The organism is Halomonas ramblicola (assembly GCF_030409215.1).
Lineage (GTDB): Bacteria > Pseudomonadota > Gammaproteobacteria > Pseudomonadales > Halomonadaceae > Halomonas > Halomonas ramblicola.
In genome coordinates this window covers 16695-39516 of the sequence record NZ_JAUFPL010000018.1, presented here as the reverse complement: position 1 = coordinate 39516, position 22822 = coordinate 16695, and the positions used below count along the sequence as shown (strand labels likewise).

At 71.4% G+C, this 22822-nt stretch carries 23 protein-coding genes; 14 read left to right on the top strand and 9 right to left on the bottom strand.

The window, feature by feature from the left end; translation table 11 throughout:
* Positions 1 to 3: 3 nt before the first annotated feature.
* The 5 genes from hisS to QWY80_RS06700 all read left to right on the top strand — a co-directional run bounded on the left by hisS (position 4) and on the right by QWY80_RS06700 (position 5377).
* On the top strand, positions 4 to 1308 hold the full coding sequence (gene hisS, locus QWY80_RS06720; protein ID WP_290229970.1) for a histidine--tRNA ligase: 1305 nt from the start codon (positions 4 to 6) through the stop codon (positions 1306 to 1308).
* Between the two features lie 28 nt (positions 1309 to 1336).
* Positions 1337 to 2002: a YfgM family protein gene (locus tag QWY80_RS06715; protein ID WP_290229969.1), complete on the top strand. Its 666-nt coding sequence runs from the start codon at positions 1337 to 1339 to the stop codon at positions 2000 to 2002.
* The gene (gene bamB, locus QWY80_RS06710) at positions 1999 to 3147 is read left to right on the top strand and encodes an outer membrane protein assembly factor BamB (RefSeq protein WP_290229968.1); all 1149 of its coding nucleotides are present in this window, start codon (positions 1999 to 2001) and stop codon (positions 3145 to 3147) included. The genes QWY80_RS06715 and bamB overlap by 4 nt, the downstream gene beginning before the upstream one ends.
* Positions 3144 to 4550 (top strand): ribosome biogenesis GTPase Der, encoded by a 1407-nt coding sequence (gene der, locus QWY80_RS06705; RefSeq protein WP_290229967.1) that lies wholly within the window; start codon positions 3144 to 3146, stop codon positions 4548 to 4550. Before bamB ends, der begins: the two co-directional genes overlap by 4 nt.
* A gap of 200 nt (positions 4551 to 4750) precedes the next feature.
* The gene (locus QWY80_RS06700; protein WP_290229965.1) at positions 4751 to 5377 is read left to right on the top strand and encodes a hypothetical protein; all 627 of its coding nucleotides are present in this window, start codon (positions 4751 to 4753) and stop codon (positions 5375 to 5377) included.
* A 113-nt stretch (positions 5378 to 5490) separates the two neighbouring features.
* On the opposite strand, the gene QWY80_RS06695 is transcribed toward QWY80_RS06700, so the two are convergent.
* Complete coding sequence (locus QWY80_RS06695) at positions 5491 to 6357, bottom strand: ATP-binding protein (RefSeq protein WP_290229963.1); 867 nt, start codon at positions 6355 to 6357, stop codon at positions 5491 to 5493.
* A 116-nt stretch (positions 6358 to 6473) separates the two neighbouring features.
* On the opposite strand from QWY80_RS06695, the gene QWY80_RS06690 reads away from it, so the two are divergent.
* Both QWY80_RS06690 and QWY80_RS06685 read left to right on the top strand, forming a co-directional pair.
* Positions 6474 to 7277 carry a M48 family metallopeptidase gene (locus QWY80_RS06690; RefSeq protein WP_290229962.1) on the top strand — a complete coding sequence of 268 codons (804 nt, stop codon included), beginning with the start codon at positions 6474 to 6476 and terminating at the stop codon, positions 7275 to 7277.
* 270 nt (positions 7278 to 7547) lie between these two features.
* Positions 7548 to 7805, top strand: coding sequence for a hypothetical protein (locus QWY80_RS06685; protein ID WP_290229961.1), 258 nt, complete (start codon positions 7548 to 7550; stop codon positions 7803 to 7805).
* Positions 7806 to 7928: 123 nt separating this feature from the next.
* On the opposite strand, the gene aroE is transcribed toward QWY80_RS06685, so the two are convergent.
* The 5 genes from aroE to QWY80_RS06660 are packed head-to-tail and all read right to left on the bottom strand — an operon-like array spanning position 7929 to position 12551.
* A complete protein-coding gene (gene aroE / locus QWY80_RS06680) occupies positions 7929 to 8756 on the bottom strand; it encodes a shikimate dehydrogenase (RefSeq protein ID WP_290229960.1) in 828 nt (275 codons plus the stop codon).
* Between the two features lie 13 nt (positions 8757 to 8769).
* The gene (gene hemF / locus QWY80_RS06675; RefSeq protein ID WP_290229959.1) at positions 8770 to 9699 is read right to left on the bottom strand and encodes an oxygen-dependent coproporphyrinogen oxidase; all 930 of its coding nucleotides are present in this window, start codon (positions 9697 to 9699) and stop codon (positions 8770 to 8772) included.
* A 40-nt stretch (positions 9700 to 9739) separates the two neighbouring features.
* Positions 9740 to 10297: an L-threonylcarbamoyladenylate synthase type 1 TsaC gene (tsaC, locus tag QWY80_RS06670; RefSeq protein ID WP_290229958.1), complete on the bottom strand. Its 558-nt coding sequence runs from the start codon at positions 10295 to 10297 to the stop codon at positions 9740 to 9742.
* A gap of 45 nt (positions 10298 to 10342) precedes the next feature.
* Complete coding sequence (dprA, locus tag QWY80_RS06665; protein WP_290229957.1) at positions 10343 to 11440, bottom strand: DNA-processing protein DprA; 1098 nt, start codon at positions 11438 to 11440, stop codon at positions 10343 to 10345.
* 10 nt (positions 11441 to 11450) lie between these two features.
* Entirely contained in the window at positions 11451 to 12551 is a 1101-nt protein-coding gene (locus QWY80_RS06660; protein ID WP_290229956.1) for a LysM peptidoglycan-binding domain-containing protein, read from the bottom strand.
* A 165-nt stretch (positions 12552 to 12716) separates the two neighbouring features.
* Here QWY80_RS06660 and def point away from each other — a divergent pair, with 165 nt between their 5' ends.
* From def to QWY80_RS06625, 7 genes are all read left to right on the top strand, one after another.
* The gene (def, locus tag QWY80_RS06655; RefSeq protein ID WP_290229955.1) at positions 12717 to 13229 is read left to right on the top strand and encodes a peptide deformylase; all 513 of its coding nucleotides are present in this window, start codon (positions 12717 to 12719) and stop codon (positions 13227 to 13229) included.
* A gap of 114 nt (positions 13230 to 13343) precedes the next feature.
* A complete protein-coding gene (fmt, locus tag QWY80_RS06650; RefSeq protein ID WP_290229954.1) occupies positions 13344 to 14333 on the top strand; it encodes a methionyl-tRNA formyltransferase in 990 nt (329 codons plus the stop codon).
* Positions 14330 to 15694 (top strand): 16S rRNA (cytosine(967)-C(5))-methyltransferase RsmB, encoded by a 1365-nt coding sequence (gene rsmB, locus QWY80_RS06645; protein WP_290229953.1) that lies wholly within the window; start codon positions 14330 to 14332, stop codon positions 15692 to 15694. The genes fmt and rsmB overlap by 4 nt, the downstream gene beginning before the upstream one ends.
* Before the next feature lie 34 nt (positions 15695 to 15728).
* Positions 15729 to 15935 carry a dodecin gene (locus tag QWY80_RS06640; RefSeq protein WP_290229952.1) on the top strand — a complete coding sequence of 69 codons (207 nt, stop codon included), beginning with the start codon at positions 15729 to 15731 and terminating at the stop codon, positions 15933 to 15935.
* 103 nt (positions 15936 to 16038) lie between these two features.
* A complete protein-coding gene (gene trkA / locus QWY80_RS06635) occupies positions 16039 to 17412 on the top strand; it encodes a Trk system potassium transporter TrkA (RefSeq protein WP_290229951.1) in 1374 nt (457 codons plus the stop codon).
* A gap of 28 nt (positions 17413 to 17440) precedes the next feature.
* Entirely contained in the window at positions 17441 to 18889 is a 1449-nt protein-coding gene (locus QWY80_RS06630) for a TrkH family potassium uptake protein (RefSeq protein ID WP_290229950.1), read from the top strand.
* Between the two features lie 149 nt (positions 18890 to 19038).
* The gene (locus QWY80_RS06625) at positions 19039 to 20280 is read left to right on the top strand and encodes a TraB/GumN family protein (protein ID WP_290229948.1); all 1242 of its coding nucleotides are present in this window, start codon (positions 19039 to 19041) and stop codon (positions 20278 to 20280) included.
* Here QWY80_RS06625 and QWY80_RS06620 read toward each other — a convergent pair.
* From QWY80_RS06620 to QWY80_RS06610, 3 genes are all read right to left on the bottom strand, one after another.
* Positions 20277 to 21038: a tRNA-uridine aminocarboxypropyltransferase gene (locus QWY80_RS06620; protein WP_290229947.1), complete on the bottom strand. Its 762-nt coding sequence runs from the start codon at positions 21036 to 21038 to the stop codon at positions 20277 to 20279. The genes QWY80_RS06625 and QWY80_RS06620 overlap by 4 nt on opposite strands.
* A gap of 67 nt (positions 21039 to 21105) precedes the next feature.
* On the bottom strand, positions 21106 to 21840 hold the full coding sequence (locus QWY80_RS06615) for an SIR2 family NAD-dependent protein deacylase (RefSeq protein ID WP_290229946.1): 735 nt from the start codon (positions 21838 to 21840) through the stop codon (positions 21106 to 21108).
* Between the two features lie 118 nt (positions 21841 to 21958).
* Entirely contained in the window at positions 21959 to 22633 is a 675-nt protein-coding gene (locus QWY80_RS06610) for an SDR family oxidoreductase (RefSeq protein WP_290229945.1), read from the bottom strand.
* Positions 22634 to 22822 lie beyond the last annotated feature (189 nt).

The following is a 22822-nucleotide window of genomic DNA, read 5'->3' as shown; positions in this document are numbered from 1 at the left end:
CCGTTGAGCAAGCCCGAAGCAAGCCAGAAACGAATCCAGGCCATCCGTGGCATGAACGACCTGCTGCCCGACCAGTCGGCCCTGTGGCAGTACTTCGAGGGCACGGTCCAGGCGCTGATGCAGCGCTACGGCTACGCCGAGATCCGCACCCCCATCGTCGAGCAGACCGCCCTGTTCGCCCGCTCCATCGGCGAGGTCACCGACATCGTCGAGAAGGAGATGTACACCTTCGACGACCGCAACGGTGACAGCCTGACCCTGCGTCCCGAGGGCACGGCCAGCTGCGTGCGCGCCGCCATGGAGCACGGCCTGCTGCACAACCAGACCCAGCGCCTCTGGTACCAGGGCCCGATGTTCCGCCACGAGCGTCCCCAGAAGGGCCGCTACCGCCAGTTCCACCAGGTCGGCGTGGAGACCTTCGGCCTCGACGGCCCCGACATCGACGCCGAGCTGATCCTGCTCTCGGCGCGGCTGTGGCGCGAGCTGGGCCTGATGGAGCACGTCACCCTGGAGCTCAACTCCCTGGGCTCCTCTGATGCCCGCGCCGCCTATCGCGACCGACTGGTGGCCTACTTCGAGGAACATCACGAGCTGCTCGACGAGGACTCCCGCCGGCGCCTGTCCAGTAACCCGCTGCGCATCCTCGACTCCAAGAACCCGGCGATGGCCGAGATGCTGGCCGGGGCCCCTCGACTGATCGACCACCTCGACGCCGAATCCCGCGAGCACTTCGAAGCGCTCACCGCCATGCTCGACGCCGCCGGCATCGACTACGTGATCAATCCACGGCTGGTGCGCGGCCTCGACTACTACTCGCGCACCGTCTTCGAATGGACCACCGCGGCGCTGGGCAGCCAGGGCACGGTGTGCGCCGGCGGCCGCTACGACGGCCTGGTGGAACAGCTGGGCGGCAAGCCGACCCCGGCGGTGGGCTTCGCCATGGGCATCGAGCGGCTGATCCTGCTGCTCGAGACCCTGGAGCTGGTGCCCGACGCGGCCCGCGGCGAACTCGACCTCTACCTGCTGCCCATGGAGGACGCCGCCATCGGCGCGGCCCTGCAGCTCGGCGAGCGCCTGCGCGGCGAGCTGCCCGGGCTGCGCGCCCAGCTGCACTGCGGCGGCGGCAGCTTCAAGAGCCGCATCAAGAAGGCCGACCGCAGCGGCGCCCACCTGGCCCTGCTGCTGGGCGAGGACGAGCTGGCCCGGGGCACGGCCACGCTGAAGTTCCTGCGCGAGGAGCGCGAGCAACTGAGCCTGTCCCAGGACGCGCTCGCCGCCACCCTGCGCGACCTGCTGCCCATCGCCTGACGGCGAACCGACACAGAGGAGACCGCCCGTGGCGGAGCTGAGAACCGAAGAAGAACAGGTCGAGGCGCTGAAGCGCTGGTGGAAGGAGAACGGGCTGGCGCTGGTGGCCGGGGTGGCCATCGCCGCCGCCGGCGTGATCGGCTGGAATGCCTGGCAGGGCTATCAGGAGAACCAGGCCACCGCCGCCTCCATGCGCTATCAACAGCTGATCAACCTGACCGGCGGCGAGACCCTCGACGAGGAGCGCCTGCCCGAGGCCCGCGCCCTGGTGACCGAGATCGTCGACGAGCACGGCACGACCCTCTACGCCGACCTGGCCCGGCTGATCGACGCCCGGCTGGCCGTGACCCAGGGCGACAACGCCACCGCCCGGGCCAGCCTGGAGGCGGTGATCGACGCCGGGCGTCGCGACTACGTGACCGGCCTGGCGCGGCTGCGCCTGGCCCGCCTGCAACTCGCCGACGGCGACGCCGAGGCGGCCCTGGCCACCCTCGAGGCGGGGGTACCCGAGGCCCTGGCCGCCCAGCGCGCCGAGGTGCGCGGCGACGCCCACCATGCCCTGGGCCGCGACGACAAGGCCGGCGAGGCCTGGCGCGAGGCCCTGGAGCTCGCCGAGGCCGACGACCAGCCGCTCTACGGCGTCCAGCTCAAGCTCGACAACTTAGGTCTTGACAACCAGGGACTCGACTCATGAAACCGACCCTCCTGATCGCCGCCCTGGCGGGCCTGACCCTGCTGGCCGGCTGTGCCGGCAACGACGTGGAACCGCAGTATCCGCCCAAGGAGCTCGGCGACTTCGACGCGCGCGTCAGCCTGGAGCGCGCCTGGCGCGAAGGCGCCGGTGACGGCCTCGGCCGCGCCGGCTACCCCATCGCCCCCGCCCGCGACGGCGACGCCGTCTTCGCCGCCGACGTGAACGGCGAGCTGTTCGCCTTCGATGCCGACGACGGCGAGACCCGCTGGGAGGTGGAGCTCGAGGTGCCGGTCTCCAGCGCCCTGACCGCCGTGGCCGGCGAGGTCTACCTGGGCACCCGCAACGGCGAGGTGCTGGCCATCGACCAGGACGACGGCAGCGTGCGCTGGCGCGCCCGGGTGCCCAGCGAGGTATTGGCCGCCCCTCAGCCCAACCAGCAGTTGCTGGTGGTGCAGGGCGTCGACGGCAGCGTCACCGCCCTGGATCGCACCAGCGGCGACCAGCGCTGGAGCTACAGCGCCAACCTGCCCTCACTGACCCTGCGCGGCACCGGCACGCCCACGGTGATCGATCCGGTCACCTTCGCCGGCTTCGCCAACGGCCGCCTGGTGACCCTCGACAACCGCAGCGGCCAGCCACTGTGGGAGCAGCGCATCGCCGTGGCCCAGGGCCGCAGCGACATCGAACGCCTGGTGGACCTGGCCGGCCAGCCGGTGCTGACCCCCGACGGCCGCCTCTTCGTGACCAGCTACAACGGTCGCCTGGTGGCGCTGGAGGCGACCCGCGGCGAACCCCTGTGGGCCCGGGAACTCTCCAGCTTCCACACCCCCATCGTGGTGGGCGACCTGCTGTTCGTGGTCGAGGAATCGGGCCGCATCCTGGCCCTGGACGTCGACAGCGGCGACGAAGTCTGGCGCAACGCGGCCCTGGAGGGTCGCCAGCCCACCTCGCCCGCCTTCGCCGACGGCCACCTGGTGTTCGGCGACTTCGAGGGCTACCTGCACCTGATCGACGCCCGCAGCGGCGAGCTGGTGGGCCGCGAGCGCATCGACGGCTCCGGCATCAGCGTACGCCCGGTCACCGATGGCAACCGCATCCACGTGCTGGCCAACGACGGCAGCCTCGAGACCCTGGACCTCCGATGACCCCAGTGATCGCCCTGGTCGGCCGCCCCAACGTGGGCAAGTCGACCCTGTTCAACCGCCTGACCCGCTCCCGCGACGCCCTGGTGGCCGACTTCCCGGGGCTGACCCGCGACCGCAAGTACGGCAACGGCGTGCTCGGCGGCAAGGCCTACACGGTGATCGACACCGGCGGCATCAGCGGCGACGAGGCGGGCATCAATGCGGTCATGGCCGAACAGTCGCTGCAGGCCATCGACGAGGCCGACATCGTGCTGTTCATGGTCGACGCCCGCGCCGGGCTCAACGTCGCCGACGAGGCCATCGCCAACCACCTGCGGGTCAACCAGAAGAAGACCTGGCTGGTGGTCAACAAGACCGACGGCCTGGAAGAGCATGCCGCCATGGCCGACTTCTGGCAGCTGGGGCTCGGCGACCCGCACCCCATCGCCGCCGCCCACGGCCGCAACGTCACCACCCTGATCGAGGAGGTGCTCGCGCCCTTCCCCGAGCGCGACGAGAGCATCCCCGCCGACACCGGCACCAAGGGCATCCGCATCGGCGTGATCGGCCGCCCCAACGTGGGCAAGTCGACCCTGGTCAACCGCCTGCTCGGCGAGGAGCGGGTGGTGGTGTTCGACGAGGCCGGCACCACCCGTGACGCCATCGAGATTCCCTTCGAGCGGCGCGGCAAGCCCTATGTGCTGGTGGACACCGCCGGCGTCCGACGACGCAAGAACGTCCGTGAGATCGCCGAGAAGTTCTCGATCATCAAGACCCTGGAAGCGATCAAGGAGTGCCATGTCGCCATCATGGTGCTCGACGCCCGCTCCGGCCTCGTCGAGCAGGACCTGCACCTGCTCGACTATGTGCTGACCAGCGGCCGCGCCCTGGTGCTGGCGGTCAACAAGTGGGACGGCCTGGAGCACGAGGCGAAGGACAGGATGCGCGCCGAGATCAAGCGCCGCCTGGGCTTCACCGACTACGCCGACCTGCACTTCATCTCGGCGCTGCACGGCACCGGGGTGGGCGACCTCTACCCCTCCCTCGAGCGCGCCTTCGCCTCGGCCAACGCCCACTGGTCCACCAACCGCCTGACCACCCTCCTCCAGGACGCCGTGGAGGCCCACCAGCCGCCCATGGTGCGCGGGCGGCGCATCAAGCTGCGCATGGCTCACCAGGGCGGCAGCAACCCGCCGATCATCGTGGTCCACGGCAACCAGACCGAGGCCCTGCCCGAGGCCTACCGCCGCTACCTCATCAACACCTTCCGCAAGGTGCTCAAGGTGCGCGGCACGCCGATGCGCTTCGAGTTCCGCTCCGGCAAGAACCCCTACGACAAGCTGGCCGGCGCCAGCGACCGGGAGAAGGCCAAGCAGCGCGAGCTCGGCCGCACCCGGGAGGCGCGCGGCGGTCGCCGCCGCTGACCCGCGCCAGACGGGAGTCGGATGCCCGGCCCTCGTCGTGGGCCGGCCTGGACGTCGGCGGCCTGCGACAGGGAGGATTCGAGGGTGTGCACCCGGGGCGGGGTGGCCATTGACAGCCGGGGCCCGGCGGCCTCAAATACGCTGCCTTGCGCTGCAGCAACGGCGCACAGGACCGTCGCCCCCACCACCGGAGCCCCTCCATGCCGCTCTCCCGAACCCTTCGCGCCCGGCGCTGGCGCCTGCTCGCTCCCCTCTGTCTCTCCGCCCTGCTCGCCGGCTGCCTGGCGCTGCCCTCGACCGGCCTGTTCGCCTTCCGCCTGGCGGTCACCTCCTTGGGGGTGGAGGAGGTGCGCATCGGCCCTTATACCCTCCAGGCCGGCCTCGACACCAGCGATGTCATGTCGCTGGCGCTGTCGAGCCTGGGCGCCGGCAGCCTGCCGGTGCAGGCGACCCTGGCCATGGGCCTGGGGCTGCCCACCGGCATGCCCGCGGTGGAGATGGCCGGCTTCCGCTGGACCCTGGACATGCCCGGCGTCGACCCGGTCAGCGGCGACTACGACGAGGACGTCACCCTGACCTCCGGCGACGACGCCAACCTGCGCCTACCGGTGGCCTTCGACCTGCTGGGCGGCGACCGCGAGCGGCTGGCGCCCATGGTGGAGCTGGCCACCCAGTTGGCCAACCGCGGGGAGCTGCCGCCCGGCAGCGAGCTGGCCATCACCCCCGGCGACCTGCGCGGCCTGGGCATGACCCTGCCCGCCGGCCTGCTCACGCCCACCCTCCGCCTGGGCGTGGGCGAGGACGGCACCCTGATCCCCCAGGGCTGAGCCCAAGGGAGCGGCAAGGGAGCTGGCCGCCGAGGATCTGCACCGAACATGCCGCTTACGTCACGGAAGTCGTGGTGGGGGCTGCCCCAAAGGCGCAGCCTCGGTCCTTGTCGCTACTCCCCGTGCAGGCGGCGCCTGCCCACCCACTGGCTGGCGAACTGCCAGGCGCCGCGACCGCTGCGCCCGCCGCGCAGGGTGGCGAAGCGGATCGCCTCGGCACGGGCCTCGGCGTTCCAGTCCTCGCGGCCACCCAACTGGGTCACCCAGTGGCAGCACGCCTCCAGGTAGACATCCTGGTTGAAGGGGTGGAAGCCCAGCCACAGCCCGAAGCGATCGGAGAGCGAGATCTTCTCCTCCACGGCGTCGCCGTGGTGCAGCTCATCGCCCACCAGGCGCGAGGCGTCGTTGTCGCTCATCGCCTCCGGCAGCAGGTGGCGACGATTGGAGGTGGCGTAGAGCAGCACGTTCTCTGGCGGCCCGGTCAGGGCGCCGTCGAGCACGCTCTTCAGCGCCTTGTAGGCATCGTCATGGCCCTCGAAGGAGAGGTCGTCGCAATAGACCACGAAGCGGTGCGGCGTGCGACGCAGCTGCTCCACCAGGGTCGGCAGGCCGGAGAGGTCGTGGCGGTCCACCTGCACCAGGCGCAGCCCCTCGGGGGCCAGGGCATTGAGCAGGGCACGGATCAGCGACGACTTGCCGCTGCCCCGCGAGCCCCACAGCAGGGCGTGGTTGGCCGGCAGGCCCTGGAGGAAGGCGCGGGTGTTGTCCACCAGCGCCAGCTTCTGGCGCTCGATGCCCAGCAGGTCGTCGAGGCCCAGGGCGTCCCGGGACGGGACCGGCACCAGGTGGCCGCCCAGGCTGTGGCGCTGCCACAGGGCGGCGATATCCCGGTACCAGTCCACCGGCTGGGGCGCCGGAGGCAGCCAGTGCTCCGCACGCTCCAGCAATTGGGTGAGGCGGCGGACGAGTTCGGCATCCATGTTTCCTTGTCTCCTCTGCGATACGGTTGACCCGGCGGGCATTCCGGGTATCTTGTGGCGAACCGCGCGGCCCCGTCCAGGGTCACAGGAGCCGGACCACAAGGAGGAACCCTTCCATGCGCTGGATCCATTGTCTCGCCATCGGTGCCCTGAGCCTTGCCCTGGCCGCCTGCACCACCTCGCCCACCGGCCGCCAGCAATTGACCCTGGCGTCCGACGCCCAGCTCGACCAGATGGGCGCCCAGGCCTACCAGCAGTACCAGCAGGAACTGCCCACCGTGGGCGGTGCCCCGCAACGCTACGTGCAGTGCGTGGCCAACGCCCTGGTGCAGGCCCTGCCCGCCGAACAGCGCCAGTCCCAGGACTGGCAGATCCGCGTCTTCGAGTCGGAGGATGCCAACGCCTTCGCCCTGCCCGGCGGCTACATGGGCGTCAACACCGGCCTGCTGGAGATCGCCGAGAACCAGGACCAGCTGGCCGCGGTGATCGGCCACGAGATCACCCACGTGCTGGCCCGCCACGCCAACGAGCGGGTCTCCACCCAGACCGCCACCCAGCTCGGCCTGTCGGTGCTCTCCTCGGCCGCCGGCCTGGAGGGCCAGGGCGGCCAGCAATTGATGGGGGCCCTGGGCCTGGGGGCCCAGTACGGCATCCTGATGCCCTTCTCGCGGCGCCATGAGAGCGAGGCCGACGAGCTGGGCCTGCGGCTGATGGCCGACGCCGGCTTCGATCCCCGCGCCAGCCTCGCGCTGTGGGAGAACATGAGCGCCCAGGGCGGCGCCCGGCCGCCGGCCTGGATGTCCAGCCACCCCAGCCACGGCCAGCGCGTGCAGGGCCTGCAGGCCCGCATGGACGACGCCCTGGGCCGCTACGAGCAGGCCCGTCAGGCCGGCCGGACGCCCAACTGCCCGAGGCCCTGACACCCAGGCAACCGCCGCAAGGGGAGTTGGTGAGGGGCGCCGGGGACAAGTCGTAGGGGAGGTCCTATTCCAGGGGTGAGGAGCACTGCTCCGAACGGGCTGGCCATGGATGGCCAGCACCGGCCCTGCAAGCGGAGCAGGATGCGAGAGCGAAGCAGGGAATCGGTAGCGCCCAGGGAGGGGTTCACAGCGCCTCCCCGAAGACTTGTCGCTGGGTCAGCCCCGTGCCGACTAATCCTTTAACGACCTTACTAACCGCCAGGAAGACGCATGTTGAGAGTGGGACTGCTGCTGTTGATCGCCCCCATGCTGCTGCTGATGGGAGGCTACCTCTGGGAGCTGTCGGCGGTGCGCGAGTGCACCCTCGGCGGCGGCCACTGGGACTACCTGGAGGGGGTGTGCCGCGACACGCCCCAGCCCTTCGTCTCCTGGCTCGAACGCTACCCCTGGCGGGTCAACGGCGGCATGCTGCTGTCGGTGATCGGGCTGGGGATGTGCATGGTGGGACTCTACACGAAACGGCGGTAATGCCTCACCTTTCTCGACGATGACGCCTTTTTGTCGCAGGCGGCGGCATGGCCCGCCGGCGCTGGAGATCAACCACATACCGCGTGGTAATTAGCCGCATGAAGTCCTACCCGCCAGTTACGCCTACAGCGCCCGCCTGAGCGCCTCGAGCACCGGGGCGGTGTCGGGGTGCTTGCCGCGCCACTGGAAGAAGGACTCGGCGGCCTGCTCCACCAGCATGCCCAGGCCGTCGACGCCACGCGCACCGCGTTCGGCGGCCCAACGCAGGAAGACCGTGGGCTGGGCACCGTACATCATGTCGTAGGCGCTGGCGGCCGCGGCGAAGAGGTCGTCGGGCAGCGGCGGCAGGTCCCCGGCCAGGCTCGCGCTGGTGCCATTGATCACCAGGTCGAAGGGGCCGGCCACGGCGTCGAAGCCGCCGCCGGCGATCGCCCCCAGGTCGCGAAAGTCCGCGGCCAGGGCGCAGGCCTTGGCCGCGGTGCGATTGGCCACGAACAGGCTCGCCGGCCGCTCGGCCAGCAGCGGCTCGAGCACGCCGCGCACCGCGCCGCCGGCGCCCAGCACCAGGATCCGCGCCCCCGCGAGGGTAACGCCATGCCGCCGGAGATCGCGCACCAGGCCGATGCCGTCGGTGGTGTCGCCATAGACCTTGCGATCAATGCTGGCGCCGTTGCCGCCCAGGATCAGGGTATTCACCGCCCCGGCGCGCCGGGCGCGCTCGCTCAGGGTATCGCAGAGCCGGAACGCCTCCTCCTTGAAGGGCACGGTGACGTTGGCGCCGCGTCCGCCCTCCGCCACGAAGCGCCGCCAGGCGCCGGCGAAGTCGTCCAGCGGCGCCTCGATGGCGGCGTAGTCGATGGCCTCGCCGGTCTGCTCGGCGAAGGCGGCGTGGATGGTCGGGGACTTCGAATGGCCCACGGGGTGGCCGAAGACACAGTAGCGGTCGATCATGGAACCTCCTCGGTCAGTCGCGCGGCTCGGCCTCGCCGAGCCAGTCGCGGGGACGCAGGTAATCGCGGTAGAGCGCCTCCTCGGGGCTGCCGGGCTCGGGCGTCCAGGCGTATTCCCAGCGCGCCAGCGGCGGCATCGACATCAGGATCGACTCGGTGCGCCCGCCGCTCTGCAGCCCGAACAGGGTGCCGCGGTCCCACACCAGGTTGAACTCCACGTAGCGGCCCCGGCGGTAGAGCTGGAAGTCACGCTCGCGCTCACCCCAGGGAGTGTCGCGGCGGCGCCGCACGATGGGCAGGTAGGCGTCGAGGAAGGCGTCGCCCACGGCGCGCTGGAAGGCGAAGCAGCGCTCGAAGTCCCAGGCGTTGAGGTCGTCGAAGAACAGCCCGCCCACGCCGCGGGTCTCGTCGCGGTGCCTGAGGTAGAAGTAGTCGTCGCACCAGGCCTTGAAGCGCGGGTAGACGTCGTCGCCGAAGGGCGCACAGGCGTCCCGGGCCACCCGGTGCCAGTGCAGCACGTCCTCGCGCACCGGGTAGTAGGGGGTGAGGTCGAAGCCGCCGCCGAACCACCATACCGGCGCCTCGCCGGCCTTCTCGGCGATCAGGAAGCGCACGTTGCCGTGGCTGGTGGGCACGTGGGGGTTCTCGGGGTGCAGCACCCAGGAAACGCCCACCGCATGGAAGCTGCGTCCGGCCAGTTCGGGCCGCGCGGCGGTGGCCGAGGGCGGCAGCCGCTCGCCGAAGACGTGGGAGAAGTTGACGCCGCCCTTCTCGAAGACGCGCCCGCCCTCGAGCACCCGGGAACGCCCGCCGCCGCCCTCGGGACGCTGCCAGGCGTCATCGCGGAAGCCGGGGCCGCCGTCCTCGGCGGCCAGGGCGTCGCACAGGCGCTCCTGGAGGTCGAGCAGGTAGGTCTTGACGTCGTCGAGTCGGGGGTGGGCCAAGGCGAACTCCTCGCGCAGCGATCGGTGTGGATAACGGGAATCAGGAACGCAGCACCCGGCCGGTGACCAGGTCGCGGATGACGCTGGGGCGCTCGAGGCCGCCGAGTTCGCCCTCGACGACGGCATCGAGGGCGTCGCCGAAGGCGGCACGCACCTGCTCGGCGCTCATGGCCGGCGGCTCGCCGGCCCGGTTGGCGGAGGTGGAGACGATCGGCCCGCCGAAGGCATCGCACAGGGCGACCACCAGCGGATGGGCACTGACCCGCAGCGCGACCCGCTCATGGCAGCCGCGCACCAGGGCGCGGGCGCGGCCGTTGTCGGGCACCAGCCAGGTGTGGGGGCCCGGCCAGCTGGCCGCCAACGGTGCATGCAGCTCCACGGGCAGCCCCTCGAGCCAGGGGGCGAACTGCTCGATGCGCCCCGCCACCAGGATCACCCCCTTAGCGGGGTCGCGGGCCTTGATCCGCAACAGGCGGGTCAGCGCCGCGTCGTCGTCGGGGTCGCAGCCGAGGCCCCAGACGGCCTCGGTAGGATAGGCGATCACGCCGCCGGCGCGCAGGGCGGCCACGGCGGCCTGGAGTGCATGGGCCTGGGTCATGGGCGATGGGCAGTCCTGGATCGTTCCGGATGGGCTGGGAGTCTATCACGGCCCCGACAGGCGCACCCAGCCACCGGCGACCTGGGCGACGCTGCCCTCCAGCTCCAGGCCCAGCAGGCGGCGCTGGCACTCGGCGATCCCCAGGCCGGTCAGGCCCACCAGGCTGTCCACCGGCGTGGGAGCCCCGCTCAGCCAGCGCAGCAGGGGGTCGTCCGTCGCCGGTGGCGCCGCGTCCGGGACCACCGGCACCAGCGCCGCCTGCCACTGGGTGAGCTCGGCGAGGATGTCGTCCACCCCGCGCACCAGCACGGCGCCGTCGCGGATCAGCCGCAGGCAGCCCCGGGCCTGGGGGTTGTGCAGCGAGCCGGGCAGGGCGAAGACCTCGCGCCCCTGTTCGGCGGCCAGCCGGGCGCTGACCAGCGAGCCGCTCTGCTCGGCGGCCTCGACCACCAGCACGCCCAGCGACAGGCCGGTGACGATGCGGTTGCGGCGGGGGAAGAAGCCAGCGCGCGCCGGGGTGCCCGGCGGATGCTCGGCGAGCAGCAGCCCGCCCGGCTCGCGCAGGCGGGCGTGCAGGCGGTGGTGGCGCGGCGGATAGACGACGTCGGCCCCGCAGCCGAGCACCGCCACGCTGGTCCCGCCGGCCTCCAGGGCGGCCCACTGGGCCGCGGCGTCGATGCCCAGGGCCATGCCGCTGACCACGCACCAGTCTCGGCCGGCCAGCTCCCGGGCGAAGGCGGCGGCGTTGGCCAGCCCCTCGCGGGTGGCGCGCCGCGCCCCTACCATGGCCAACCGCGGCGGCTCCAGGGCGGCGAGGTCGCCCCAGGCCCACAGCAGCGGGGGCGGGTCGGCGATCTGGGCGAGCAGGGCCGGCCAGGCCGGGTGATCGGCATGCAGCAGGTGGCGGCCGTCGCCCTCGACCTGCCAGGCCAATTGGGCCTCGACGACCGGAGTCAGCGAGCTGCGCGCGGGGTGGTCGAGCCACAGGCGCAGCGCCGTGGCGGCCTCCCGCGGCAGCAACGCCAGCCAGCCGTCGGGCCAGGCCGGTGCCCGGGCCGCCAGTCGCGCCAGCTGTCCGGCCCCCATCCCCGGCAGCCACGCCAGGGCCAGCCACTCCCGGGTTCCCAGCCTCCCTGCCGACATGCCGGGTGCCTCAGCGCAGGGCGGCGCTCAGTGCGCGCTGCGGGCTGTGCACGCGGTCGCCCACCGAGAGGGTACGGTTCGCCCGCATCACCAGGGCATAGCTCATCTTCTCGTAGGGCTTGAAGACCAGCACCAGGCCGGCCTCCTCGCCGGGCAGGCGCAGGACCTCGTCGGTACGCGGGTCGCTGACCAGCTCGCCCTGCTGCTCCACGCGCAGCACATGCCCGGGCTCCAGGCCGTCGCGGCGCCCGCGGTCGAGGGCCACCACCTCCAGGCGACCGATGAACTGCACGCCCCCGGGCACCGACAGGATGGTGCCCTCCACCTCGCGGTCGGGGGCACGGGGGATGAACTCGGTGACCAGCTCACGGCTCTCCAGGGGCAGCACGATGTCGTCGTTGCGCACCTCCTGTCTCGAGCGGGTCACCTCCAGCACCACGATGTCATCCTCCTGGCGCTCACGGCGCGCCTGGCCGACGCCTTCGAGTTCCAGGCCCAGCAGCTCGCCACTGACCGGGGCGTGGAAGCGCTCACCCACACGATAGAAGCCGACGCGGCCGCCGCCCGGCACCTCGCCGCGGGCGTAGAGTCGGTCGCCCTCGCCGCTGAGCAGCCGGCGGTCGTCGCCGCCCACCACATAGGCCAGCTCGTCGAGGGCCTCGGGGTCGTCGACGATGCGGTAATCGCGCAGGAAGTGACGGATCGCCTCCAGGGGGATCGGCTCGATCGCCTCGCGATGGGGGATGGTGCGCATCTCGGGCGAGAGCCGCACCTGTCCCTGACCGCGCTCGAGTCCCAGGCAGGGCCGCCCGCCGCAGTCGTAGAGGTAGATGACGTCACCCGGGTAGATCAGGTGAGGATTGTCGATCTGCGGGTTGACCTGCCACACCTCGGGCCACTGCCAGGGATGGCGCAGGAAGCGCCCCGAGATGTCCCACAGGGTGTCGCCGCGTACCACGGTGTAGCGCTCCGGCGCATCGCCGCGCAAGCCGTCATCCCAGGTGAGCCCCTGGGCCAGGGCATCGCCGGCCAGGGCCAGGGTCGCACCCAGCGCCATGGCCGTCCCGCCCAGCCAGCGGCGCCAGGCCTTGCCGTCTGTCGTCTGCTTCATCCCTGCTGTCCCCCGCGTTTGGCCTCTGCCGGTCCACGGAACGCGGCCGGCATGGTATAGTCTGACACTATCCAGATGATGCGCGGTCGGTGGTTTCTTCCCCCGGCGCGTCTCCCTAGAATAGTGTCATTGTGTAAATGACAGCATAACGGTGAATCCAACGCCATGGCCAAATTACCGATTCTCGAATATCCCGACGAGCGCCTGCGCACCAAGGCGGCGCCCGTCGAGACGGTCGACGACGAGGTGCGCCGGCTGGTCGACGACATGCTCGAGACCATGTACGACGCCCAGGGCATCGGGCTGGCCGCCACCCAGGTGGACGTGCACCGGCGGGTGATCGTCATGGACGTCAGCGACGAGCGCGCGAGCCCCCTGGTGCTGATCAACCCCGAGGTCACCCCGCTGGGCGACGAACGCGAGCCCATGCAGGAGGGCTGCCTGTCGATCCCCGACTACTATGCCGAGGTGCCGCGCGCCCTGCGGGTCCACCTCAAGGCCCTGAATCGCGACGGCGAGTCCTACGAGCTGGAGGCCGAGGGCCTGCTGGCCCACTGCATCCAGCACGAGCACGACCACTTGGAGGGGGTGCTGTTCGTCGACTACCTGTCGCCGCTCAAGCGCGACCGGGTGCTGAAGAAGATGCAGAAGCGCCACAAGCAGATGCAGGGCGCCTGAACCCGGGTTAGCGCACCGCCCCGTGAAGGCCGATGCGATCCGCGTCGGCCTTCGTCGTTCGGGCCCGGCTCCGTTATGATGGGGCAGATCCACTCACCGGCCAGGCCCCGAACCATGTCACGACCCCTCGACGTCATCTTCGCCGGCACCCCCGACTTCGCCGCCGGGAGCCTCAAGGCGCTGCTGGCCAGCCGCCATCGCGTGCGCGCCGTCTACACCCAGCCCGACCGGCCGGCTGGCCGCGGCCGCCGGCTGACGCCAAGTCCGGTCAAGGCGCTGGCCCTCGAGCACGGCCTGGCGGTCCATCAGCCGGCGACGCTCAAGTCCGCGGAGGTTCAGGCCGAGCTGGCGAGCCTCGGCGCCGATGTCATGGTGGTGGTGGCCTACGGCCTGATCCTGCCCGCGGCGGTGCTGGAGACGCCCCGGCTCGGCTGCCTCAACGTCCACGCCTCGCTGCTGCCGCGCTGGCGTGGCGCCGCCCCCATCCAGCGCGCCATCGAGGCCGGCGACCCCGAGAGCGGCGTGACCATCATGCAGATGGACGAGGGGCTCGACACCGGCGACATGCTGCTGGTCCGACGCACGCCGATCACCGCCACCACCACCGGCGGCGAGCTTCACGACACCCTGGCGGAGCTGGGCGGGGAGGCCCTCGTCGAGGCGCTGGACGCCCTGGCCGGCGAGGGCCTCGACGCCAGCCCGCAACCCGAGGCCGGCGTCACCTATGCCGCCAAGCTCTCCAAGGCCGAGGCCGAGCTCGACTTCCGCGAGCCCGCCGACGCCCTGGCGGCCCGGGTCCGCGCCTTCAACCCCTGGCCGGTGACCTGGTGCGCCCTGGGCGACGACCGCCTGCGCCTGTTGCTGGCCGAGGCCACCCCCCCGGCATCGGCGGAAGCCCCGCAGGCCCCGGGCACCCTACTGGCCGACGACGGCGAGGCGCTGCGCATCGCCGTCGGCCCCGCGGGCGACCAGGTACTGCGCGTGACTCGCGCCCAGCTCCCCGGTGGCAAGGCGCTGCCGGTAAGCGAGCTGCTGCGCGCCCGCGCCGACCGCTTCCCCCCCGGCCTGCGCCTGGGCCGCCACGATGAGGAGGCCCCGGCATGAGCCAGGAGACCCCTGACAACCGCCAGCACAAGAGTCCGCGCGGCCTGGAAAACGATGGTGGCCTGGCGGTGCGCGCCGCCGCCGCCCGCGCCCTGGTCCCGGTGATCACCGGCAAGGGCTCGCTGGCCGGGCTCGACGACCACCAGGTGGTGGCTCGCGACCGCGCCCTGTTCAAGGCGCTCTGCTACGGCACCTGCCGCACCCTGCCGCGGCTGGAGGCACTGGCCGCCAAGCTGCTGGTCAAGCCGTTCAAGGTCCGCGATGCCGACGTCCAGGCGCTGCTGCTGCTGGGCATCTACCAGCTGCTCTACCTGCGCGTGCCCGCCCATGCCGCCGTGGGCGAGACCGCCGGCGCCGCGCGCCTGCTGGGCAAGGAGTGGGCCACCCGGGTGCTCAACGGCTGCCTGCGCCGCCTGCAGCGCGAGTCCGCCGCCCTGCAGGCCGAGGCGGACCGCGACCCGGCGGTGGCCCTGCTGCACCCCAAGTGGCTGCTCAAGGAGCTGCGCCAGGCCTGGCCCGACGACTGGCGCACCATCGCCGAGGCCAATAACCGCCCCGGTCCCATGACCCTGCGGGTCAATCGCCGCCATGGCGACCGCGAGGCCTACCTCGACCGTTTGGACGCCGCCGGCCTGGAGGGCCGGCTGTGCCTGCACGCCCCGGACGGCATCACCCTGGAGGCGCCCTGCGACGTCCACGACCTGCCGGGCTTCGCCGCCGGCCACGTCAGCGTCCAGGACGAGGCCGCCCAGCTCGCCAGCGTGCTGCTGGGCCCGGTGCTGGCGCCACGCCCGGGGGCCCGGGTGCTGGACGCCTGCTGCGCCCCGGGCGGCAAGACCGCCCACCTGCTGGAGATCTTCGACATCGACTTGCACGCCCTGGACAGCGACGCCGAGCGCCTGGCCCGGGTCGAGGACACCCTCGAGCGCCTGGGCCTGGAGGCGAGCCTGGGCCACGGCGACGCCACCGGACGCGACTGGTGGGACGGCACCCCCTTCGACGCCATCCTGCTCGACGCCCCCTGCTCGGGCAGCGGTGTGATCCGCCGCCACCCCGACATCAAGCGGCTGCGCCGCCCCGCGGACATCCCGGCGCTGGCCGCTCTCCAGGCCGGCCTGCTCGACAACCTCTGGCCGCTGCTCGCCCCCGGCGGCACCCTGCTCTACGCCACCTGCTCGGTGCTGCCCGAGGAGAACCACGAGCAGGTGGCGGCCTTCCTGGCCCGCACCCCCGACGCCGAGTCGACCACGCCCGGCGACGTGGCCTGGGGGCGTCCGGCCGGGGCCGGCCGCCAGCTGCTGCCGGAGATCGACAGCCACGACGGCTTCTTCTATGCCAGACTGAGGAAGCGGTCCGACTGAGGGCCGCCATCCGCCAGGCAACCAGGGAGGCTGCATGAGCCATCACATCTACAAGCACATCGAGCTGACCGGCTCCTCCGAGCAGGGCATCCAGCCGGCCATCGAGAACGCCATCGCCAAGGCCGCCGAGAGCCTGCACGGCATGCGCTGGTTCGAGGTGATCGACACCCGGGGCCATGTCGAGCACGGCCGCGTCGCCCACTGGCAGGTCACCATCAAGGTGGGCTTCACCCTCGACTGACCCCGGTGGCCTGTCATTCTCGCCACGGCTGGTTTAGGCTGGCCGTCACGTGCTGCGGCGCACCAGGCTGCGCCGCTCCCGACCCAGCGGAACCCTCTACGCGATGAAGATCATCATTCTCGGCGCCGGCCAGGTCGGCGGCACCCTGGCCGAACACCTGGCCCGCGAGGAGAACGACATCACCGTCGTCGACACCAACGGCGACAAGCTGCGCGAGCTGCATACCCGGCTCGACATCCGCACCGTGACAGGGCCCGGCTCCTACCCCATGGTGCTGCGCCAGGCGGGCTGCGAGGACGCCGACATGCTGATCGCGGTGACCAGCGCCGACGAGGTCAACATGATCGCCTGCCAGGTCGCCCATACCCTGTTCCGCACCCCCACCAAGATCGCCCGGGTGCGCGCCACCGCCTACCTGACCCGCAAGGGGCTGTTCGCCCACGAGGCGGTGCCCATCGACGTGCTGATCAGCCCCGAACAGGTGGTCACCGACCATATCCGCCGGCTGATCGAGCACCCCGGCGCCCTGCAGGTGCTCGAGTTCGCCGGCGGCCTGGTGCAGCTCGTCGCGGTCAAGGCGATCTACGGCGGCCCCCTGGTCGGCCAGGACCTGGCCTTCCTGCGCCGCCACATGCCCAGCGTGGACACCCGGGTCGCCGCCATCTACCGCCGCAACCGGCCGATCATCCCGCGCGGCGACACCGTGATCGAGGCCGACGACGAGGTATTCTTCATCGCCGCCCGGCGCGACATCCGCGCGGTGATGAGCGAACTGCGGCGCCTCGACCGCGACTTCCGCCGGGTGATGATCGCCGGCGGCGGCAACATCGGCGAGCGCCTCGCCGAACACCTCGAGCACAGCCACCAGGTGAAGATCATCGAGCACAGCCTGGAGCGCTGCACCATCCTCTCCGAACGCCTCGACCGCACCGTGGTGCTGCATGGCAGCGCCACCAGCAAGCGGCTGCTGGAGGAGGAGAACATCGAGGAGTGCGACATCTTCTGCGCGCTGACCAACGACGACGAGGTCAACATCATGTCGTCGATGCTGGCCAAGCGCATGGGCGCCAAGAAGGTGCTGACGCTGATCAACAACGCCGCCTACGTGGACCTGGTGCAGGGCGGCGAGATCGACATCGCCATCTCGCCACAGCAGGCCACCATCGGCAGCCTGCTGACCCATGTGCGGCGCGGCGACATCGTCAACGTCCACTCGCTGCGCCGCGGCGCCGCCGAGGCCATCGAGGCGATCGCCCACGGCGACACCCAGTCGTCGAAGGTGGTGGGACGCGCCATCGGCGAGATCGACCTGCCGCGGGGCAGCACCATCGGCGCCATCGTGCGCGGCAAGGAGGTGCTGATCGCCCACGACGACGTGGTGGTGGAGTCCGGCGACCACGTCATCCTGTTCGTCATCGACAAGCGCCGCATCCGCGACGTGGAGCGGCTGTTCCAGGTGGGGCTGACCTTCTTCTGATGGCCCGCGACGCAAGGAGAGCCGTCCGATGAGCCTGCGCATGATCCTGCGCATCCTGGGCCTGCTGCTGATGCTGTTCAGCCTGACCATGATGCCGCCGATCCTGATCTCGCTGCTGTTCGGCGACGGCCTGTGGCAGGCCTTCATCATCGCCATCGGCATCACCGTGGCCACCGGCGCGCTGATGTACCTGCCCAACCGCGGCTCGCGCAAGGAACTGCGTACCCGCGACGGCTTCCTGATCGCCGCCCTCTTCTGGAGCGTGCTGGGACTGTTCGGCTCGCTGCCGCTGATGCTCACCGGCGACGCGGCGCTCTCGCCCACCGACGCCGTCTTCGAGTCCTTCTCGGGGCTGACCACCACCGGTGCCACGGTGATCACCGGCATCGACCACCTGCCGGAGTCGATCCTCTACTACCGCCAGCAGCTGCAGTGGCTGGGCGGCATGGGGATCGTGGTGCTGGCGGTGGCCATCCTGCCGACCCTGGGCGTCGGCGGCATGGCCCTCTACCGCACCGAGATCCCGGGGCCGTTGAAGGACTCCAAGCTCACCCCACGCATCACCGAGACCGCCAAGGCGCTGTGGTACATCTACGCCACCCTGACGCTGACCTGCTTCGCCGCCTACTGGGCGGCGGGCATGGACTGGTTCGACGCCCTGGGCCACAGCTTCTCCACCGTGGCCATCGGCGGCTTCTCCACCCATGACGCCAGCATCGGCCACTTCGACAGCGCCATCATCGAGCTGATCTGCGTGTTCTTCCTGATCGTCTCGGCGATGAGCTTCAGCCTGCACTTCACCGCCTGGCGCGAGCGCCGCCTGACCCACTACTTCCAGGATCCCGAGGCACGCTTCCTGCTGCTGTTCCTGGCCGGCCTGATCACGATCACCGCCATCTCCCTGTGGCTCACCGGCACCTACGAGACCGAGCTCGGCCTGCGCCATGCGCTGTTCGAGGTGGTCTCGGTGGCCACCACCGCCGGCTTCGCGGTGGCCGACTTCTCGCTGTGGCCCGGCGCCCTGCCCTTCCTGCTGTTCATGGCCGCCTTCGTGGGCGGCTGCTCCGGCTCCACCGGCGGCGGCATGAAGGTGATCCGCATCATCCTGATCCTCAAGCAGGGCATGCGCGAGGTGATGCGCCTGATCCACCCCAGCGCGGTGATCACCGTGAAGATCGGCCGGGTCAGCGTGCCCGACGGCATCGCCCAGGCGGTGTGGGGCTTCTTCTCGGTCTACGTGATGCTGTTCTTCCTGATGCTGGTGGGGGTGATGGCCACCGGGGTCGACCAGGTCACCGCCTGGTCCACGGTGGGCTCGGCGCTCAACAACCTGGGCCCGGCCCTGGGCGAGGCCTCGGCCCACTACGGCGACATGCCGGCCCTGGCCAAGTGGATCCTGGTGATGGCCATGCTGCTCGGCCGCCTGGAGATCTTCACCGTGCTGGTACTCTTCACCCCGGCCTTCTGGCGGGGCTGAGACGCTGGCAGGCAAACCCGCTCGAGCCTGATCCGGCGGCAGGCCTCTCGCCCGACTTGGCAAGTCTTCTTCAACAGCACTGCTCGGGGTTTGGCCGCCCGGGGCCGTTCGTGGATAATCGACCTCTCACCCCTTCGAATCGAGCCTTCATGACCGAGTCCCAGGCCCCGACCCCCACCCGCCCGGATGACGCCGCCAGCGGCCCGTGCCGCGTGCTGCAACTGGGCGAGACCCGCTACACCCTGCTGGGCACGGCGCATGTCTCCGCCGAGAGCGCCGCGGACGTGCGCCGCCTGGTCCGCTCCGGCGAGTTCGACGCCGTGGCCATCGAGCTGTGCGACTCCCGCCACCAGAGCCTCGCCAACCCGGACGCCCTGCACGACCAGGACCTGTTCGCGATCTTCCGCCAGGGCAAGGCCGGCATGGTGGCCGCCAGCCTGGCGCTGGGCGCCTTTCAGCAGCGCGTGGCCGAGCAGTCGGGCATCGAGCCCGGCGCCGAGATGCGCGCCGCCCTGGAGGAGTCGAAGCGGGCCGAGCTGCCGCTGCTGCTGATCGACCGCGACGTGGGGGTGACCCTCAAGCGCATCTACCACAACGTGCCCTGGTGGCAGCGCCTGTCGCTGTTCTCGGGACTGCTGGGCAGCGTGCTGTCGCGCCAGGACGTCTCCGCCGAGGAGATCGAGCGGCTCAAGGAGGGCGACGTCCTGGAGTCCACCTTCAGCGAGTTCGCCGCCCAGTCGGAGTCCCTCTACGCGCCGCTGATCAGCGAGCGCGACCGCTACATGGTGCTGCGCCTGGCCGAGGAGGCCCCGCCGGGGCGCTATGCCAACGTGCTGGTGGTGATCGGCGCCGGCCACATGAAGGGCATGGTCGAGCACCTGGAGGCGCCGCTGCCGGAGGCCCCCACCCCGGAGCGCGAGCGGCTCGAGGCCACGCCGCCGCCGTCGCGGCTGTGGAAGGCGCTGCCCTGGCTGATCACCGCCCTGGTGCTGACCGGCTTCGTCATCGGCTTCTCGCGCAACACCGACCTGGGCTGGCAGTTGGTGGGCGAGTGGTTCCTGATCAACGGCGTCCTCTCGGGGCTGGCCACCCTGGTGGCCCTGGCCCACCCGCTCACCGTGCTGGCCACGGCGCTCGCCGCCCCGCTCACCTCGCTCAACCCCACCATCGGCGCCGGTTTCGTCGCCGCCGGGGTGGAGCTCTACCTGCGCAAGCCCAAGGTGCGCGACTTCTCGACCCTGCGCCACGACGTCACCGAGTTGAAGGGCTGGTGGCGCAACCGGGTGTCGCGCACCCTGCTGGTGTTCCTGATGGCCACCCTGGGCTCGGCCGCCGGCACCTGGATCGCCGGCTTCCGCATCGCCGGGGCGCTGTTCGGCGGCGCCGCCTAGCGCCTCTCCTTGCGCGCCAGCAGCCGCCGCATCGCCGCCGTCGGCGCCTCGATCCGCTCGAAGCGCCGGCTGGCGGCATAGCTGTCGTTGAAGGCATCGAAGTAGTCGTCCAGCACCCCGGCGGCCTCCCCGTCGCCCCCCTGACGCAGCAGCTCGGCGGCCACCTCGGCGGTGCACAGATGCGCCCGGGAGGCCGGCTTGCGCAGCCGATAGCGGGTCAGTCGCTCGCTGCGCAGCGGCAACACCGGCAGGGCGTCCAGGTAGGGGCTCTTGCGGAAGATGCGCCGCGCCTGGCGCCAGGTGCCGTCGAGCAGGATGAAGACCGGGATTCTGGCATCCCGCTGCACCTCGGCAACCGCCTCCATGCCCACCACCCGGTGGGCATAGTCGGGCTGGTCGTCGGGGAAGATCACGAAGGGGGCATAGGCCGGGTCGTCGAGCAACGCCAGCAGGGTCGCGTCGGGAGCGATGCGATACCAGGTGAAGACCCGGGTGCCGGGCAGCACGTCACGAATCAGCCGCCCGGTATTGGTGGGCTTGTGGTGCTCCAGGGGATGGGTGAGCAGCCACACCCGGGCCCGGCTCGCGGCTTCCACGCGATAGGGACAGAGGCAGTTGAGCGCCGGCAGGTGGCACCCGGAGCAGCGTTCGACGAAGCTGCCCCGCGCCTTGAACTCGCGGCGCGGCGGACGCGGGCGATGGGAGACGGGGTCACGGCTTTCCGCGACAGGGGCTTCGCGGCTAGGGTCATCCTGCATGGGCGGCTCCCGGATCGAGGGGGTGGCATTCTACCACCGCTCATGCGCGCTTCGCTCGGCGCGACCGCTACGCCAGCAGGGCCTCCGGCATCCACAGCCGTCCCTCGCGCTTCCAGTGGCGCACCAGGGCGGGCACCCCCTCGCCGGCCGGCCGGGCGAGCCGGGTGACGCCGGGCGGCGCCAGCGCCTCGGCCTCGGGGTCGACCAGTACGCAGGGGGCATCCAGGGGGGCGTGATGCAGCAACGAGGCCGCCGGCATCACCGCCAGCGAGGTGCCCACCACCAGCAGCAGGTCGGCCTCGGCGACCAGATCGCAGGCCTCGCCGAAGTGCGGCACCGCCTCGCCGAACCACACCACGTCGGGGCGCAGTTGGCTGCCCTTGTCGCACACATCGCCGAGTTCGATGCCGCCACGCGGCAGTGGGTAGTGCATGCGCCGGTCCACCGTGGAGCGCGCCTTGAGGATCTCGCCGTGCAGGTGCAGCACCCGGCGCGAGCCGGCCCGCTCATGGAGGTCGTCGATGTTCTGGGTGACGATGCTGACCCGGAGGCCCGCCTTCTCCAGGGCCGCCAGGGCCTGGTGGGCGGCGTTGGGCCGGGCACGGCGCACCTGGTCGCGGCGGGCGTTGTAGAAGGCCAGCACCCGGCCGGGGTCGCGCCGCCAGGCCTCGGGGGTGGCCACCTCCTCGATGGGATGGTCCGCCCACAGGCCGTCGTCGGCGCGGAAGGTCTGGATGCCGCTCTCGGCGCTGATGCCCGCCCCGGTGAGCACCACCAGGTGCGGCGGAATCGGCTCCGCCATGCGCTGCCTCGCTGGTCGCTACGGATGGCCCCGGCCATGCCACGCGTTGCCACAGTGGCCAGGTTCCCCGGGAAGGTAGCACCGGACCCCGGGAATACCAAGCGACGTCCGCAGGCGCCTACCAGGGCAGCGGCTCGCCGTTGCTGTGCCAGAAGCCGCCGCTGGTCTCGAGGGTCAAGGCCGCGATGCGCTCGGCGATGCCGGCCGCGGCCTCTTCCGGGGTGATCATCCCGCCGAAGTTGACCATGCGTGTCTTGACGAAGCCCGGGTGCAGCTGGGCCACGGCGATGCCGCGCGGCGCCAGGTCCACCGCCAGAGACTTGCCGAAGGCGTTGAGTGCGGCCTTGGAGGCGCGATAGCCGTAGCGGCCGCCGGAGTCGTTGTCGGCGATGGAGCCCATGCGGCTGGTGATATTGGCCACCTTGCCGCCCTCGACCAGGTGGTCGAGCAGCGCCTCGGTGACGCGCAGCGGCGCATAGGCGTTGATCTCCATCTGGCTGCGGATGGAGTCGAAGTCGATCTCGCCGAGCACCTCGTCGCGCAGCAGGCCGGCGTTGTTGATCAACAGGTCGAGGCGCTGCCCGGCGAGTTCGCCGGCCAGGCGGGCCACGTCCTCGGGCCGGGTGACATCGATGCCCTCGATCACCCGCTCGGCAACCTCGCGCAACTCGGCGGCCGCCTCGCCGCCGCTGCGGCAGACGCCGATGACACGCCAACCGGCATCGTGGTAGTGGCGGGCCAGCGCCAGGCCGACGCCGCGATTGGCGCCGGTGATCAATGCAGTCTGTGCCATGGGGATTCCGCTCTCGTCGCAGGGTTCAGGACGGGAGATGGGGGCCCGGAGAGGCGATTCAACCCATGACGCCCACGATGGGCTCCCGGGCCACGCCCGCCCCGGCGCCATCCTGCCCCCAGGAGGTGACGAATCGATGACGGTGGGACCGGACGATCCATGCTTGCCGAAATCCGTACCCCTTCGGTA